General features: G+C 43.7%; 13 protein-coding genes. 10 read left to right on the top strand and 3 right to left on the bottom strand.

What is annotated here, in order from left to right; all coding sequences use genetic code 11:
- Positions 1-24: 24 nt before the first annotated feature.
- From R7O03_RS05690 to rsmF, 3 genes are all read left to right on the top strand, one after another.
- Complete coding sequence (locus R7O03_RS05690) at positions 25-1275, top strand: paraquat-inducible protein A (protein WP_005377429.1); 1251 nt, start codon at positions 25-27, stop codon at positions 1273-1275.
- Complete coding sequence (locus tag R7O03_RS05685) at positions 1268-3916, top strand: PqiB family protein (RefSeq protein ID WP_151514806.1); 2649 nt, start codon at positions 1268-1270, stop codon at positions 3914-3916. Before R7O03_RS05690 ends, R7O03_RS05685 begins: the two co-directional genes overlap by 8 nt.
- 150 nt (positions 3917-4066) lie before the next feature.
- The gene (rsmF, locus tag R7O03_RS05680) at positions 4067-5503 is read left to right on the top strand and encodes a 16S rRNA (cytosine(1407)-C(5))-methyltransferase RsmF (protein ID WP_151514807.1); all 1437 of its coding nucleotides are present in this window, start codon (positions 4067-4069) and stop codon (positions 5501-5503) included.
- Positions 5504-5786: 283 nt separating this feature from the next.
- On the opposite strand, the gene R7O03_RS05675 is transcribed toward rsmF, so the two are convergent.
- Positions 5787-6620 carry a S1 RNA-binding domain-containing protein gene (locus tag R7O03_RS05675; RefSeq protein ID WP_017633794.1) on the bottom strand — a complete coding sequence of 278 codons (834 nt, stop codon included), beginning with the start codon at positions 6618-6620 and terminating at the stop codon, positions 5787-5789.
- A 192-nt stretch (positions 6621-6812) separates the two neighbouring features.
- Here R7O03_RS05675 and R7O03_RS05670 point away from each other — a divergent pair, with 192 nt between their 5' ends.
- Positions 6813-8165, top strand: coding sequence for a hypothetical protein (locus tag R7O03_RS05670; protein ID WP_005377421.1), 1353 nt, complete (start codon positions 6813-6815; stop codon positions 8163-8165).
- Positions 8166-8198: 33 nt separating this feature from the next.
- Here the strand turns inward: R7O03_RS05670 and R7O03_RS05665 are convergent, their stop codons facing one another.
- Complete coding sequence (locus R7O03_RS05665) at positions 8199-8696, bottom strand: DUF4442 domain-containing protein (RefSeq protein ID WP_318131571.1); 498 nt, start codon at positions 8694-8696, stop codon at positions 8199-8201.
- A gap of 372 nt (positions 8697-9068) precedes the next feature.
- On the opposite strand from R7O03_RS05665, the gene R7O03_RS05660 reads away from it, so the two are divergent.
- Both R7O03_RS05660 and R7O03_RS05655 read left to right on the top strand, forming a co-directional pair.
- Positions 9069-10127 (top strand): 3-deoxy-7-phosphoheptulonate synthase, encoded by a 1059-nt coding sequence (locus R7O03_RS05660; protein WP_005377417.1) that lies wholly within the window; start codon positions 9069-9071, stop codon positions 10125-10127.
- A gap of 21 nt (positions 10128-10148) precedes the next feature.
- Entirely contained in the window at positions 10149-10631 is a 483-nt protein-coding gene (locus R7O03_RS05655; protein ID WP_005377415.1) for a YajQ family cyclic di-GMP-binding protein, read from the top strand.
- A gap of 102 nt (positions 10632-10733) precedes the next feature.
- Here the strand turns inward: R7O03_RS05655 and R7O03_RS05650 are convergent, their stop codons facing one another.
- Entirely contained in the window at positions 10734-11654 is a 921-nt protein-coding gene (locus R7O03_RS05650; protein ID WP_151514808.1) for a bifunctional precorrin-2 dehydrogenase/sirohydrochlorin ferrochelatase, read from the bottom strand.
- A 460-nt stretch (positions 11655-12114) separates the two neighbouring features.
- Between R7O03_RS05650 and R7O03_RS05645 the strand changes: the two genes are divergently transcribed.
- From R7O03_RS05645 to R7O03_RS05630, 4 genes are read left to right on the top strand one after another with little or no spacing between them, the layout of a single operon-like run.
- Complete coding sequence (locus R7O03_RS05645) at positions 12115-13143, top strand: amino acid ABC transporter substrate-binding protein (RefSeq protein ID WP_005377403.1); 1029 nt, start codon at positions 12115-12117, stop codon at positions 13141-13143.
- Positions 13144-13198: 55 nt separating this feature from the next.
- Positions 13199-13342: a hypothetical protein gene (locus R7O03_RS05640; RefSeq protein WP_155486689.1), complete on the top strand. Its 144-nt coding sequence runs from the start codon at positions 13199-13201 to the stop codon at positions 13340-13342.
- Positions 13343-13361: 19 nt separating this feature from the next.
- Entirely contained in the window at positions 13362-14567 is a 1206-nt protein-coding gene (locus R7O03_RS05635; protein ID WP_005377402.1) for an amino acid ABC transporter permease, read from the top strand.
- A gap of 1 nt (position 14568) precedes the next feature.
- The gene (locus tag R7O03_RS05630) at positions 14569-15666 is read left to right on the top strand and encodes an amino acid ABC transporter permease (RefSeq protein ID WP_005389988.1); all 1098 of its coding nucleotides are present in this window, start codon (positions 14569-14571) and stop codon (positions 15664-15666) included.
- Positions 15667-15669 lie beyond the last annotated feature (3 nt).

Genomic DNA, 15669 nt, shown 5'->3' with positions numbered 1-15669 from the left:
ATCGTTCAAGCTAGAGAGGTCGTTATGACCTCTCTGTCTAAGCACGCCATGCAACCCAATAACGTACGTTTGTGCCAAGGTTGTGAATTGCCTGTCGACATCGTCGACTTACCCCATGGCAAAAATGCACACTGCCCTCGTTGTGGTACACAATTATATCGCGGAGGTAGCCCTAGCCTCTCTGGTAATCTAGCCGTCGCGATAACCTGTATCCTACTATTTATTCCATCGCACTTTTTTAACTTTATTAGCATCCGACTCTTTGGTGTGATGATTCCGGCAACCCTACCTTCAGGGATGATCACATTGATGGAAGAAGGATTTGTTCTTCTTTCATTGCTCATTCTATTTTGTAGCTCTCTTGCGCCACTGACGGTTTGTGTTTCAGTGGTAACGGCGCATATTTCTTTACATCAACGATGGTTCCGTGGGCTTCGTATCTCACTGTGGCTAATTCAACATTTGAAGCATTGGGTTATGTTAGATGTGTTCTTAGTTAGCATCGCCATTTCCTGTTTTAAACTCCAAGATTATTCCGACATTTTCGTCGGTCCAGGGTTAATTGGTCTGGTTCTTTTGCAGATATTTACCGTTTTGTTAGTTTCAAGAATCAGCGTGCGTCGTTATTGGGAAGCTTGGAAACCAGAAAGTTTATATGCTTTTGAGCATAAAGATGTGCATTGCCATGAATGCCACTTGTCCCAACCTGAAGGTGACCATTGCCAGCGTTGTCATCACGAGTTATATCATCGCAAGCCAAACTCCATTCAGAAAACATGGGCTTACCTCATCGCAGCAACGGTCGCCATCTTCCCTGCTAACCTGATCCCTATTTCCATCTTGCTTACCAATGGTAAGCGTTTGGAGGACACTATTTTTTCAGGCGTGGCTGGTTTGGTAAAAAGCGGCATGTATGGAATCGCTGCGATCATTTTTGTTGCCAGTATCGTTGTCCCGGTTATTAAAATACTTGGGCTCGCCTACATCATGCTTTGCATCCAATTCAAACGTTCGGTGTTTAAGAGACAACGAATGATGGTTTACTTTGTTGTTAAATGGATCGGTAAATGGTCTGTGATGGATTTGTTTGTTATTTCTATCATGATGACGTTAGTCGATCGTGGTCAGATACTGGATTTCACACCAGGATATGGCGCGGTAGCATTTGGTGTTGTCGTTGTATTGACCATGCTTGCAGCAGAAAGTATTGATCCAAGGCTAATCTGGGACCAAACAAGCCCAAAACAATCAGAAAAAGAGTCAATGAATGAGTGATCAGAACAGTTCTCAAACGTCATACGTACCAGATGTAAAGCGGAGTAAAGGCATATCTCCTCTTTGGCTGTTGCCAATTTTGACCATGGTCTTAGCTGGCTGGCTTGTGGTGAAGTCGATACACGATGCAGGACAACGAGTGCAAATCTATTTTTCTGATGCCGCTGGTCTGGTCGCCGGCCGAACCACTATCCGTTACCAAGGATTAGAAGTCGGCATGGTAAGAGACATTAACCTCACCGAAGATCTCGGCAGTATTTATGTCGATGCTGATATCTATCCTGAAGCTGCAAAGTTACTGAACGATAAAACACGCTTTTGGTTAGTAAAACCAACAGCTAGCCTAACAGGAGTTTCCGGACTGGATGCGCTCGTCTCAGGTAACTACATCTCGATTCAACCCGGAGATGGTCAAGAGTTTGAGACAACATTCCATGCGTTAGACTCTGCCCCAACAGATTTACGCGTTTCTCAAGGTTTGAATATTAAGCTCAAAAGCCGTGATTTAGGTGGTGTATCGGTTGGCTCTCAAATTGTTTATAAGAAAATCCCAATCGGTGAAGTGTACAGTTACCAGCTAGATGAAGATGCAAAATCTATCACTATTCAAGCCAACATTCAGGATCAATACCGACATATCATTAACAACCGCAGTCGATTCTGGAACGTCAGTGGAATTGGTGCCAGCATCGGTTTTGAAGGTGTCGATGTAAGACTAGAAAGCATGAGTGCCTTACTAGGTGGCGCCATCGCCGTCGACTCTCCGGATGATGGTGAACCTGTAGAAGAGAACACCGAGTTCCGTTTGTATAAAGATTTGAAAACTGCTGGTCGAGGCATCGCGGTTAAAATCGTCCTACCTGATGACAGCAAGATCAGCGGAGAAGGCGCTCCAATTATGTATCGCGGAATCGAAATTGGCCAAGTTACGGACTTGAGCCTTTCCGAAGGCCGAGAAGTGATATTGGCGTCAGCGGCAATTCAACCCGCTTTTAGTGACATGCTGACGACAGGTACTCGATTTGTCTTAGAAGAAGCAAAGGTGTCCCTTTCTGGTGTTGAAAACATTGCTAATTTAGTGCGAGGAAACTTCTTAACGATCGTGCCGGGCGCGGGTGAACGCTCTCGCCGCTTTACTGCCATTCGTAAAAACGTGTTTAACCAACAGCAAGAAAAGTCCATCGCGATTCGTTTGGTATCCGACAATTCGTTTGGCCTAGATAGCGGTGCCAATGTACTTTATAAAGGCATCGTTGTTGGTTCAATCATCAAAGTGGGCCTAGTTAAGGAAGATAAAAAATCACAACACGAAGTATTTATGGATGTATTGATTGACCATGAATATAAACATCTGATCAAATCAAACAATCGTTTTTATGTAACCGGCAGTGCATCAGCAGAGTTAACTGAATCGGGGCTCAGCGTTACCGTTCCTCCAGCAAAGCAGTTGTTAACGGGGTCAATTAGTTTTGTGAGCGAAGGCAAGCAAGATATTCAAAAAGAGTATCAACTGTTCCAAAATGAATCATTGGCTGAATTGGCGCAGTACAATCAAAGTGGCTCTAGGGCGCTAACACTATTTGCTTCTGAATTGCCGCCGATTTCCAAAGGCAGTCCTCTACTCTATCGTAATCTTCCAGTTGGTAACGTCTCCGATTTCCAACTAGTTGATGGCGGAGTACTAATTAAGGCTACTATCGAAAACCGCTTCGCTTATCTTGTAACGCCAAAAACCGTTTTTTGGAATCGTTCAGGGATTGAGATAGATGCATCATTAGCTGGCGTCAGTGTGAAAGCACACCCTTTGAAGTCGTTAATCGAAGGTGGCATCGCTTTTGACTCCGTGCCAGGCGTTGAAAACAAAATCGGAGAAAACTGGAAGCTGTATTCTGATCAAAAAACCGCTCGCAAGTTTGGGCGCGTCATTACTTTAGAAACCGACGGTTCGCAAGAGATTGCTAAAGGAATGCCGATTGAATATCAAGGTGTTAAAGTTGGTGAAATCACTCTGGTTGTACCGAATTTTCGTCGTAACATGGTTGAAGTCACTGCAAGGGTCCTACCTGAATACGTAGAAAACATTGCGGTTGAAGGTTCACATTTTTGGCTAACTGAACCAGAAATTGGTTTAGGTGGCGTTAAAAACCTCGGAGCGTTGGTGTCGAAATCCATCAGTGTTGAACCAGGTAAAGGTAAAGCCAAATTTGATTTTCAGTTAGAAAATAGTTCAGAACGCGTGCATGGAATCATGTTTACGTTACAAAGTGAACAAAGAGGCTCAGTACAAGTCGGTACCCCTATTCTTTACCGCCAGATGGAAGTTGGCCAAGTGACCGACGTAAGCCTAGGAGAATTTGCTGATCGCATCGTCACAACTATCAAAATACAGCCTGAATATGCTTACCTCGTTCGTCAAAACAGTGTGTTCTGGAATGTTTCAGGAGTAGATGTTTCCATCGGGCTTACCGGCGCTAACATCAAAGCGGGAACCTTTGATAGTTTAGTTCGCGGAGGAATTGCGTTTTCAACGCCAGAGCAATCGACTATTCCACCAGCGGCAAAGAGTGGGCAATCTTTCTTTTTGTATCCACAAGCTGAAGAAGGTTGGACTCAATGGCGTACAGCGATTCCTAAGCCGTAGAATAAAGCTCAATTCACGTACAATTGAAGTTTGATCACTTTAAAAGAGTAGCAATCGCTGCTCTTTTTTATTGCTCGGCCCTTGTCACTATTCGTTTCTGCTTCGCTTTCGTATATTATTTGCCACAAATTCTGCAAACGAGATCCCACATTGCATCCTAATGTTTACATCCCAGACGCGTTTCTGGAAAAAATCCAAACTATCCTTCCTGCTCACCTCAACATGGAAGACTTTATCGCGTCGTGCCAAAAGCCACTGCGCAAAAGTATTCGAGTTAATACGTTGAAGATCAGTGTTGAAGCGTTTCTAGAACGAGCAGAAGCAAAAGGCTGGAAGCTTTCTCCCGTGCCTTGGTGTGACACAGGTTTTTGGATTGAAGCGGATGAGTCAGTTGTACCATTAGGCAACACAGCAGAACACATGTCTGGCTTATTCTACATTCAAGAAGCCAGTTCTATGATGCCGGTATCTGCTCTGTTTATGAATGATGAATCTTACGATACCGTGTTAGACACCGCAGCCGCTCCCGGCTCAAAAACCACTCAAATTGCAGCTTTAATGAACAACAAAGGTGTACTTGTGGCCAATGAATACGCCGCAAGTCGTGTAAAAGTACTGCACGCTAATGTAGAACGTTGTGGGGTACGTAACGCCGCACTAAGTAACTTCGATGGGCGCGTTTTTGGCGGTTGGCTACCAGAACAATTTGATGCGGTTTTGCTCGACGCGCCTTGCTCTGGAGAAGGCACCGTTCGCAAAGACGAAGATGCGATGAAAAACTGGACGCAAGCTTCCGTACTCGACATCGCTGACACGCAGAAAGATCTTATTGAAAGCGCCTTCCATGCATTAAAGCCCGGTGGTGTGATGGTTTACTCAACATGTACGCTCAGTACAGAAGAAAACCAACAAGTTTGTCATCACTTGAAAGAAACCTTTGGGGATGCTGTAGAGTTTGAAAGCCTTGAGAACTTGTTTGAAAACGCAGAGGCAGCTCTAACTGAAGAAGGCTTTTTGCATATTTTCCCGCAGGTCTACGACTGTGAAGGGTTCTTTGTTGCAAGAATTCGCAAACTGGCTGCTGTTGAGGCGCCAGAAGTCAAAAAGCGCATGGGGAAATTCCCCTTTGCTAAAACTTCAAAAAAAGAATCGACAGAAATTGCTCAACAACTCCAAAGCGCGTTAGGTATTAAACTTCCAAATGACAGTTCTGTATGGCTTCGCGATAAAGATGTCTGGCTGTTCCCTAATGCTTTAGAAGCGATGATCGGCGAATTACGCTTCTCCCGTATGGGTATAAAGATCGCGGAAGCCCATAAAAATGGCTACCGTTGGCAACACCAAGTCGCGACTGCCCTGGCGACAGGTTCTGAAAGCAACGCCATTGAACTCAGTATTGAAGAAGCGCGCGAATGGTACATGGGGCGTGATGTTCGCCCACAAACCATTCCTGAGGGAATGAAAACAGGTAAAGGCGAAGTGCTTGTCACCTATCAAGGCGCAGTTATTGGCCTTGGCAAGTGGGTAAGCAACCGAATAAAGAATGGCCTCCCTCGCGAATTAGTACGAGATAAGAACTTATTTTAAAAGACGTAACGAACCATAAATAAATGAAAAGCCATCGTATTTGCGATGGCTTTTTAATTCGTAAGTATGAAAGCAAGTGGGCTCGCTAGCGATCCGGACACGCTGTACTAAACTAGTTGTATCAAAGTAATGCTTTGATGTGGCATTTCTCTCTATGTTAACCAACAAAATTATTGTTGGACAAGTTTAGCGCAGGCTCTGCGGAGTCGTTTCCCCTAGGCCCAAAAAAAGGAAAAGTTTGGGCCGTTTTTTTGGCTGTAGATCCGCTATACGTGAGTTTGGACTACGCTAGACGAATACCGTCTTTCTCAATGACAATTTTACCCTGCTTGTATAAGCCACCGATGGTCTTTTTATAAGTCCCTTTACTTGTGCGGAAAGCATCAAAAATCGCTTCAGGAGACGACTTGTCATTCAAAGGCAAAAATCCGCCTTTCTTCTCTAGCAGGTCAAGGATCTTACTAGAAAGATCGTCCATTTTCGCCACACCGACTTTTTGTAGAGCAAGGTCGATTTTGCCATCTTCACGAATGTGCTTAATAAAGCCTTTCAGCTTTTTACCGATGTAAAGCTTACCAAAAACATCCGATGGGAAAATCATGCCCCAATGCTTACCGTTAACGATAGCTTTATAACCAAGTTGACTACGCTCTGCGATGATCAAATCAACTTGTTCGTTAACTTCATAATTCGCTGGAGTTTTATCTAACCATTTATTGAACTTAGTCGTACCAACAATGCGACCTGACGCTTTGTCGGTATAAACATACACTAAAATGGTTTGTCCGGCAGAGAAGCGAGTGCGTTGCTCACTAAAAGGAATCAGTAAGTCCTTTTCTTTGATGCCCCAATTTACAAAAGCACCTGTCGCGTTCACACCCTCAATCTTCATTAAACCCCATTCACCCACTTGGGCAATTGGTCTTTCAATGGTCGCAGCAAGTTGGCTTTCTGAATCGAAGTACAGAAATACGTCTACATGCTCACCAATTTCAGTACCCTCTGGTACATACTTACTAGGTAGTAGAACAGAACCGTAATCATCGCCATCCAGAAATACGCCAAAATCAGCCTTTTTAATGACTTCTAAGCTGTTAATTTGACCAATTTTAATCATTGATTTTGTCTCTTTTTAAATTTACGTGGAATTATACCTAAACTAACAAGAAAATCAGAGAGAAAAGCATAGTGCTCTGTTATGCTGTTGTCGTTCAGCTATATGCCCCAGTCACTCTTTTAGCACTCTTATACTTACCTGCTCAACGGAACGCATAAGTTAAGAATGCTTTAGCAAAGTCAGGAGCTTTCTTTGGTCACCGTCGATAAACAAGACTCAATAACATTAAAAATCAGTCATGCACTCGCAAAGAGCAAAAGTGTCGACCTAGATATTTACTTTTTTATACCTGGTGAGCTTGGTTTAAACGCCGATATCATCAGTGAATCCGAATTTTATTACACCTCAATCACACAGCAACGATCTTATTACAGTACTGAAATCCTTCTTCCGCTAGTACACAGTCGACTTGCCAAACGTGGACGCCTGTCGAATCAGCAATACCGAGTAAGTTTGAGTTTGTTCGCTTACCAATACGTTATCGCGCTAGACAAAGCGGTAGCAAGTTTAAACAAGCATGAGAACAACTCCGTAACGGAAGATGAAGTGGACGAAGTTATCGAGCTCACGCTTGAGATCTTAAAGCGCTTGCGGCGTTCTATTCCTTACGAAGAGAACTTAAAACGCTACTACGTTAACATCGATAACTATCTGTCTTGGTATACCGAGCAAAAGTTCCTGTCACTGGTGGCCCACCTACCACGTGAAGGCGACTATGGCACGATCAAGAAGCGCCTGATCACGCTATGTGAGAAAGAGCAAGCCCATCGTAAACTCAACAAATACAACTCATCAAGAGTCGTTGAAGACGTTACTCGCTTATCTAACAAAATGCGCTTGCTAAGGCGATTGATTGAACACCCTATCGTGCTTCGTGAAGAAACCATATCGATGGGTAACAACATCAAGCGTGCAATCAAAGGCATTGCAACTGGTTTGGTGATGGTTGTCGTGACCTCTACCGTGATTCTCGCTCGCGATTATCTGGGGGAAATTTCTGCTTCATTCATTATCGCGATGTCTTTTATTTACGCTTTACGAGAAATCTTTAAAGATGATTTACGCGATGCTATGTGGCGATGGATCCGTAAAGGCAAGCCAAAATGGCGTAAGAAGTATGTTGATCCAACGACGAAAAAAGTGGTTGGCAAAAAATTGGAGTGGCTCGATTATCGTACCTTAAGTAGCTTGCCGGATAAGATTCAAAGAATACGTAAAAAACGCGTCGTTCAACGTGAAGAGCAGATTCTTCATTATCACGAGAAAACCGAAATGGCGACCTCTCTTTTCTTGAGTGGTTACGAACAAACGAGAGAAACATTGAACATCAGTTTACGCCCTATCATCCGCTTGATGGATAAAAGCTCAAACCGAGTTTACCGTTTAAATGAAGGTCAAGTAACCAAAGAGTCAGTAGAGAAACGTCATTTGCTCAATGTGATTGTCAAAGAGGACAACCACACCGATGAGCCTGTTTATTACCGCTGGAAAGTGGTCTTAAATCGCTCCAAAATCGTCTCTATCGAGAAGATTGAACTCAATTAAGCCAACGCCTTTAAACAAACGAGCCACAAACCACTAGGCAGCCTCTTTTCTTTGTTGGGCTGCTTTTTTTATCGAAAGAGTAAGCGAGAATTCAGCCATTGGCTCGTCACCATGTAAGTTAGGACACAGCGCGACAATTTTTACGTCACGATTTACTCGTTCACCCGTTGCCAAGGTGTGCTTGAGCATCTCATCAATGACATGACCATCGTTACAAACAAAGTGCACATCGGCTTCCGGGCGCTTTAAAAACTCGGCTTTCACACCTTTAAATGCTAGCGAGATCGCTTCTCCCTTTTCTTGCGCTTTACTCATAGCAAGAAAACCACCAGCAACATCAGCGCCAACGGCTAAAGCGCCGAAATACATGCTATTCAGGTGGTTCTTCGTTCTTCTGCGCAATGGGATACGAACCTCAACATGCTTGCTATCTATCGCAATGATTTTAGGGTGGCAAAGCCAAATCAGCGGCACTTTCGAAAAGCCAAACAGATTTAGATACAAATTCGCACGACGTAGAGCTGATAACATTTTGGTCTCCTTACCAATCTAGTCAGACCAGTTAATCAACGAAAGAAATAGATGTCAAAGAAATGTTAACAAAAGCTCGATCTCACGAGTTATTTAACCCTCACAAAGTGACGGTGTCACCCATAAGGTATGAAGTTTATCGCAGTTACTTAGATTACCTTACAGCGAGATAGATAAAATGGTTATAAATTCAAATGTATATATATTGATTTAATGATCAAGTTTTGTCATTTATACATAAGTCATTTAAATGAATACCTACACCTTTGTATACAATTCGGTATTTCCTGGCGAAGATTCCCGTGAAACGGTTTATTCCTGCCTGTAATTCCGTTATCTTTACCCCTTCGCAATAGAGAATAAAGCTATAACATGCCTATAAAAACAGATGAATTGAGAACCCAGCCTTTGGGTCCAATGCCTACCCCAGCAGAGCTAGGTAGTGTACATCCTATTACGGATGACGTTGCAGACCGTATCGCTCAATCTCGTCGTCAGATTGAAAACATTTTATCGGGTGAAGACAATCGCCTTCTTGCGATTGTAGGTCCGTGTTCTGTTCACGACACTGAAGCTGCCATTGATTACGCCACTCGCCTGAGTGAAATCCAAGACAAGTACAAAGACGAGCTATTTATCGTGATGCGTACTTACTTTGAAAAGCCTCGTACAGTAGTTGGTTGGAAAGGTTTGATTACGGACCCTAACCTAGATGGTTCTTACGCACTTGAAGCTGGTCTTCATAAAGCTCGTAAACTACTACTGGATATCAACAAGCTTGGTCTTGCGACTGCTACTGAGTTTCTTGATATGATCACTGGTCAATACATCGCGGATTTGATCACTTGGGGCGCGATTGGTGCTCGCACAACGGAATCACAAATTCACCGTGAAATGGCGTCGGCACTATCTTGCCCAGTTGGTTTCAAAAATGGCACAAATGGCAACGTAAAAATTGCAATTGATGCAATTCGCGCATCGAAAGCATCGCATTACTTCTACTCGCCAGATAAGAACGGTCGAATGACGGTTTACCGCACAAGTGGTAACCCTTACGGTCATATTATTCTGCGCGGTGGAGAAAAAGGCCCTAACTTTGATGAAGCATCAGTCAAACAAGCATGTGATGCTTTAGCTGAGTTTGGATTGCCACAACGTTTGGTTGTGGATTTCAGCCATGCAAACTGTCAGAAGCAACACAGAAAACAAATCGACGTAGCTCAAGACATATGTAACCAAATTAAGTCAGGCAGCACTCGTATTGCGGGTATCATGGCTGAAAGCTTTATTCTTGAAGGCAATCAGCCAATGACTGACATCAATAACCTAACGTATGGTCAGTCTATTACAGATCCATGCCTAGGTTGGGAAGACACTGCTACAATGCTAGATATGCTGGCAAGCGCTGTTAAGTCCCGAAAGTCCCTATAACAAAATAATCAAGGAATCTTCATGCCATCGTTTGATATTGTTTCTGAAATCGATACGGTTGAACTACGTAACGCCGTTGATAATGCTAACCGTGAATTGTCTACTCGTTTCGATTTCCGCAACGTAAATGCGAGCTTTGAGCTAGTAGAAGAAAACGTAAAAATGTCTGCGGAAGGTGACTTCCAACTTAAGCAAATGCGCGACATTTTACGCGGCCACTTAGCGAAGCGTAACATTGACGCGAACGCAATGGATGCACAAGACCCAGACGTTACTGGTAAAAACTGGCACCAAACTCTGCTTTTCCGCCAAGGTATTGATACTCCAACGGCGAAAAAAGTAGTGAAACTTATCAAGGACGCAAAGTTAAAAGTACAAGCTTCTATTCAAGGCGACAAAGTACGTGTTACTGGTAAGAAACGCGACGACCTGCAAGCGACAATGGCAGCGATTCGTGAAGCAGAGATGGGTATCCCATTCCAGTTTAACAACTTCCGTGATTAATCAATCTGAGAAGTAAGTAAAAACGCCAGCGCATAATCCGCTGGCGTTTTTTATTGGCTTTTGTGTAACGAACTACGTATCCACTTTTAGCATTTGGCATTGCTAGATAACCAAGTCCTGCCCTTGCAGCAATACGAATTCGCTCGTTCCTTGTGGTATGAACACGCAAATTCGAAGCTTTTCAGCTTTAGCCTTGGCCAGCATACCCGAAAGCTCAGCAGCGCTCGAGAAAGCTTCTCTTTCTGCATCTCTGCGTATTAGTTCTAACACATTCGCTTCACATCGAGTTGAGTACAGAGCCAGCTCCGCTTGTTGCATATAGCGTACGGCTTTTATTGGCAACATCTCAACATCTTTCCCAACATGAACCCAAGTACAACTTCCCTTTTCATCTAAAGGTGTTGCCATGGTCGCTTGGTAAATTGCTTCTAACTCTCGATTATCTCGTGCGTTTTCAACCTCGGGATTCGAGAAGAATTGCTCCCAAAACTTACGGCGTAAATCGACGCTAGGCAATGCCTCTTTAATTGAGTTTCGCTTTGAGTTAGCAAAATCCGCCATCAACCCCATGTTTTGTGGCAGTATCGATTCAAGCTTTTCACGGATGTTTCGAATTAAAACTGGCGAAGCTCCACCACTAGAGATAGCGATTTGGATGCGGCCACGATTAATCATTGACGGCGTGATGAAATCACAGTAAGGCTTATCATCCACAACGTTAACCAAGATGCCTAGCTCTTTGGCATCTTTGTACACTTGGTGATTTAGCTCAGGATTGTCTGTCGTCGCCCACACTTGAACAAAGCTTTTAGTGACAATGTCACTCGAATAGAAACGTTGTACCCAGCGCAGTTGATGCTCAGAAGCAAGCTTAGACAGAAAATCAACCAACGTCGGAGAAACGATAGTCACATCCGCCCCAGCCTTTAGCAACGCTTCCACCTTTCGGCTTGCCACCTCACCGCCACCCACGACGAGAACGGGTTTATTAATTAAATCTAAGAACAGAGGAAAATATCGCATTTCAATCCATGATTACTCTAATTAGCTGTTGTAGACCATGCTACCAAAAATGGGGCAAGCTCATCACCCTGTTTCGGTATCACAAATAATTTTTGTTTGAATTTTTACTGAACTTCACCTTGCTCAGCTAATGACAGTTTTAATAACAACTTTTTATTCTTTTGTATTGTTCACTCTTCTATTGATTGTTCTGATGCACCAAATTGTCCATGAATTGCACTATTTACAAACAATTAACATTTCGTCATTCTAAATCTCAAGGCACTTTGTAAGTTCTCTCAAAACTTCATTTAAATTATATATTTGAGAATTAACAGATCCTTTCCTACGCTTATAACTGGTTGATCTATCGAATGCCGTTTCTTCGAAAATCAATCACGTAGGACGATAACTCTAACGAATTGGACACGTTATTTCAGGTCACTCCTGATTAAACATGGATCATACAGGAAGGATACAAATGGCAAATAAACTCACAGTTCTTGCTTCCGTCGTAGCGGCTTCTACTGCGATGATGGCAACATCAGCTCAAGCAGCAGACACTACTCTGGACAAAGTCACAAAACAAGGCTTTCTTACTTGTGGCGTAAGTACCGGTCTACCTGGTTTCTCTAACCCTAACTCAAAAGGCGAATGGGAAGGTATCGACGTAGAATATTGCCAAGCACTGGCTGCAGCCGTTCTTGGGGATAAAACGAAAGTTAAATATGTACCCCTAACCGCAAAAGAACGTTTCACTGCGCTTCAATCTGGTGAGATTGATGTGCTTTCCCGTAACACGACCTGGACTCTCCACCGTGACACTGCACTGGGCCTAAACTTCGTAGGTGTGAACTACTACGACGGTCAAGGTTTTATGGTGAAGAAGGAACTTGGTATCTCAAGTGCTAAAGAGCTTGATGGTGCGTCGGTATGTGTTCAATCAGGTACAACAACCGAGCTAAACCTTGCAGATTATTTCCGCAACCAAGGCATGGCGTACAAACCAGTGGTATTCGACACAGCGGCGCAAACTTCGAAAGGTTTTGATGCGGGACGCTGTGACGTATTAACAACTGACCAATCTGGCCTTTATGCACTGCGTTTGAATTTGAAAGATCCGTCCTCTGCGGCCGTTCTTCCAGAAATCATCTCTAAAGAGCCACTAGGTCCAGTCGTTCGTCAAGGCGATGATCAATGGTTTAACATCGCTAAGTGGACATTGTCTGCGATGATTAACGCTGAAGAATACGGTATTAGTTCGAAGAATGCGGATGAAATGCTGAAGTCAACAGATCCAAACATCAAGCGTATCCTCGGTGTTGATGGCCCTAAAGGCAAAGGGTTGGGTATCCGCGACGATTGGGGCTACCAGGTTATCAAACAAGTTGGTAACTATGGTGAAAGCTTCGAACGTACAGTCGGTACTGGTTCGCCGTTAGAAATCTCTCGTGGCGTTAATGCGCTATGGAATGCAGGCGGCTTTATGTACGCGCCACCAATCCGATAGAAAGAGTTAATCAGGGCGGTTCATGCCGCCCTTTTTCTTGATTATATCTCACTGTATGAGTAAGGATCGCTCATTGGATGGCGAAAAGCGCTCGCTTGGTGGAACGGCTTTAAAGGTTCGTAAGCCACTAGACATGAGAGAGTTATTCTTTAGCCAGCAAGGACGAAACTTCGTTATACAGGCCGATATCTATAACTAAGGTTTGAGGTTATCGCTGTATGAAACCGACACAAGATGCATCGCCAAGTACGATGTCCAAACCAAGCGGAAGCAAGAGCCTGATTTATAATCCTGCCTTTCGTTCTGCTATTTTCCAGATCATTGCCATTGCTGCACTGGTATTTTTCTTTTACACGATTGTAAACAACGCTCTCAATAACTTAGATGCTCGTGGTATTGCAACGGGCTTCGGTTTTCTGAATCAAGAAGCCGGGTTTGGTATTGGGTTAACATTAATTGAATACGATGAAACGTACTCTTACGGCAGAACATTTATCATCGGCCTTCTTAATACGGCGTTAGTCTCCGTATTAGGTATTATTCTGGCTACTGTGATTGGCTTTACCATGGGGGTTGCCCGCCTTTCTTCTAACTGGTTAGTTAGTCGTTTAGCGGCAGTTTATATCGAAACTTTCCGAAATATCCCCCTTCTTCTGCAAATATTCTTCTGGTATTTCGCTGTTCTTCAAGCATTACCCTCACCACGCCAAAGCTTAAGTCTTGGTGAAGCTATTTTCCTGAACGTTCGTGGCTTATATTTCCCTGCACCGACTATGGAACCTGGCAGTAGCTACGTTATTGCCGCGTTAATCTTCGGGGTAATCGCAAGCTTATTAATTAATGTATGGGCGAATAATAAGCAACGTCTCACTGGGCAACAAACCCCAATGGGAAGAATAGTTTTGGGTTTAGTTGTTGGCCTTCCATTGGTTGTGTACTTCCTTGCTGGTATGCCAATTTCACTGAATTATCCTGAACTAAAAGGGTTTAACTTCCGAGGTGGTATTAGCATTATTCCTGAATTGGCTGCGCTACTTTTGGCATTGAGTGTTTATACAGCTTCTTTCATTGCTGAGATTGTGCGCTCTGGTATTAATGCGGTTAGCCATGGTCAAACCGAAGCAGCGATGTCGCTAGGCTTACCACGCTCGAAAACTTTAAAGCTTGTTGTCATTCCTCAAGCGTTACGAATTATTATTCCACCTTTAACCAGTCAATATCTCAACCTCACCAAAAACTCATCGTTAGCGATGGCGATTGGTTACCCAGATCTTGTCTCTGTGTTTGCTGGTACTACCCTGAACCAAACGGGACAAGCGATTGAGATCATTGCGATGACGATGGGCGTGTACTTGACATTAAGTCTGATTACGTCTGCATTAATGAACTTGTATAACCGTAAAGTCGCGCTGGTGGAGAGATAATATGAGTACTCATCAATTTCAACCGGATCTCCCACCACCCGCCAATACTGTAGGCTTCGTTGGTTGGATGCGGAAAAATCTATTTAATGGCCCTATCAATTCCATTGTTACTGTCATTCTTGCGTATATTGTCGTAACTGCAATATGGTATATCGTGGATTGGGCGTTTATTAACGCAGACTGGATTGGCTCAACGCGTGACGACTGTAGCCGAGATGGTGCTTGCTGGGTATTTATCAGCGTGCGCTGGGAGCAGTTCATGTATGGTTTTTATCCAGAGTCCGAACTATGGCGCCCTCGCCTTTTCTATATCACATTGGCCATATTTACTGTTTTACTCGCGTATGAGAAGACACCGAAACGGATGTGGATTTGGCTTTTCTTCGTAAACATCTACCCATTCATCATCGCTGGGCTGTTATACGGTGGTGTCTTTGGACTAGAAGTGGTCGATACACACAAGTGGGGTGGACTACTCGTTACACTCATTATTGCGCTAGTTGGTATCGTAGTTTCATTGCCAATTGGTGTGGTGCTTGCGCTTGGTAGACGTTCAGAGATGCCGATCATTCGCAGCATTTGTACCGTCTACATTGAAGTTTGGCGTGGCGTTCCGCTGATTACGGTTTTGTTCATGGCTTCGGTTATGCTTCCATTGTTTATGTCTGAAGGTTCAGAGACAGATAAACTGATTCGCGCCCTTATAGGTGTGGTTATGTTTGCCTCCGCTTACATGGCAGAAGTGGTACGCGGTGGTCTACAAGCCATTCCGAAAGGTCAATATGAAGCCGCTGATGCGCTTGGGTTAAGTTACTGGAAAAAGACTGGGCTTATTATCTTGCCACAGGCGCTAAAGATTACTATTCCTTCTATCGTGAACACCTTCATCGGTTTGTTTAAAGACACCAGTTTGGTACTCATCATTGGTATGTTTGACGTACTCGGTATAGGGCAAGCAGCAAACACCGACCCTGAATGGTTAGGTTTTGCTACAGAAAGTTATGTATTTGTCGCGTTAGTGTTTTGGGTATTTTGTTTTGGCATGTCGCGCTATTCGATATGGCTTGAAAACAAACTTCATACCGGTCACAAACGATAACTC

Origin of the sequence: Vibrio sp. Vb2960 (assembly GCF_033337665.1) — a bacterium.
Classification (GTDB): Bacteria; Pseudomonadota; Gammaproteobacteria; order Enterobacterales; family Vibrionaceae; genus Vibrio; species Vibrio alginolyticus.
The sequence above is the reverse complement of the archived record's forward strand: the minus strand, read 5'-3'. Positions and strand labels throughout refer to the sequence as shown.

What these genes read in the sequence shown, in the direction of transcription:
- R7O03_RS05690 (WP_005377429.1), top strand. Translation starts at nt 25, where the DNA reads ATGACCTCTCTGTCTAAGCACGCCATGCAACCCAATAACGTACGTTTG.
- R7O03_RS05685 (WP_151514806.1), top strand. Translation starts at nt 1,268, where the DNA reads ATGAGTGATCAGAACAGTTCTCAAACGTCATACGTACCAGATGTAAAG.
- R7O03_RS05675 (WP_017633794.1), bottom strand. Translation starts at nt 6,620, where the DNA reads ATGATTAAAATTGGTCAAATTAACAGCTTAGAAGTCATTAAAAAGGCT.
- R7O03_RS05665 (WP_318131571.1), bottom strand. Translation starts at nt 8,696, where the DNA reads ATGTTATCAGCTCTACGTCGTGCGAATTTGTATCTAAATCTGTTTGGC.
- R7O03_RS05660 (WP_005377417.1), top strand. Translation starts at nt 9,069, where the DNA reads ATGCCTATAAAAACAGATGAATTGAGAACCCAGCCTTTGGGTCCAATG.
- R7O03_RS05655 (WP_005377415.1), top strand. Translation starts at nt 10,149, where the DNA reads ATGCCATCGTTTGATATTGTTTCTGAAATCGATACGGTTGAACTACGT.
- R7O03_RS05650 (WP_151514808.1), bottom strand. Translation starts at nt 11,654, where the DNA reads ATGCGATATTTTCCTCTGTTCTTAGATTTAATTAATAAACCCGTTCTC.
- R7O03_RS05645 (WP_005377403.1), top strand. Translation starts at nt 12,115, where the DNA reads ATGGCAAATAAACTCACAGTTCTTGCTTCCGTCGTAGCGGCTTCTACT.
- R7O03_RS05640 (WP_155486689.1), top strand. Translation starts at nt 13,199, where the DNA reads ATGAGTAAGGATCGCTCATTGGATGGCGAAAAGCGCTCGCTTGGTGGA.
- R7O03_RS05635 (WP_005377402.1), top strand. Translation starts at nt 13,362, where the DNA reads ATGAAACCGACACAAGATGCATCGCCAAGTACGATGTCCAAACCAAGC.
- R7O03_RS05630 (WP_005389988.1), top strand. Translation starts at nt 14,569, where the DNA reads ATGAGTACTCATCAATTTCAACCGGATCTCCCACCACCCGCCAATACT.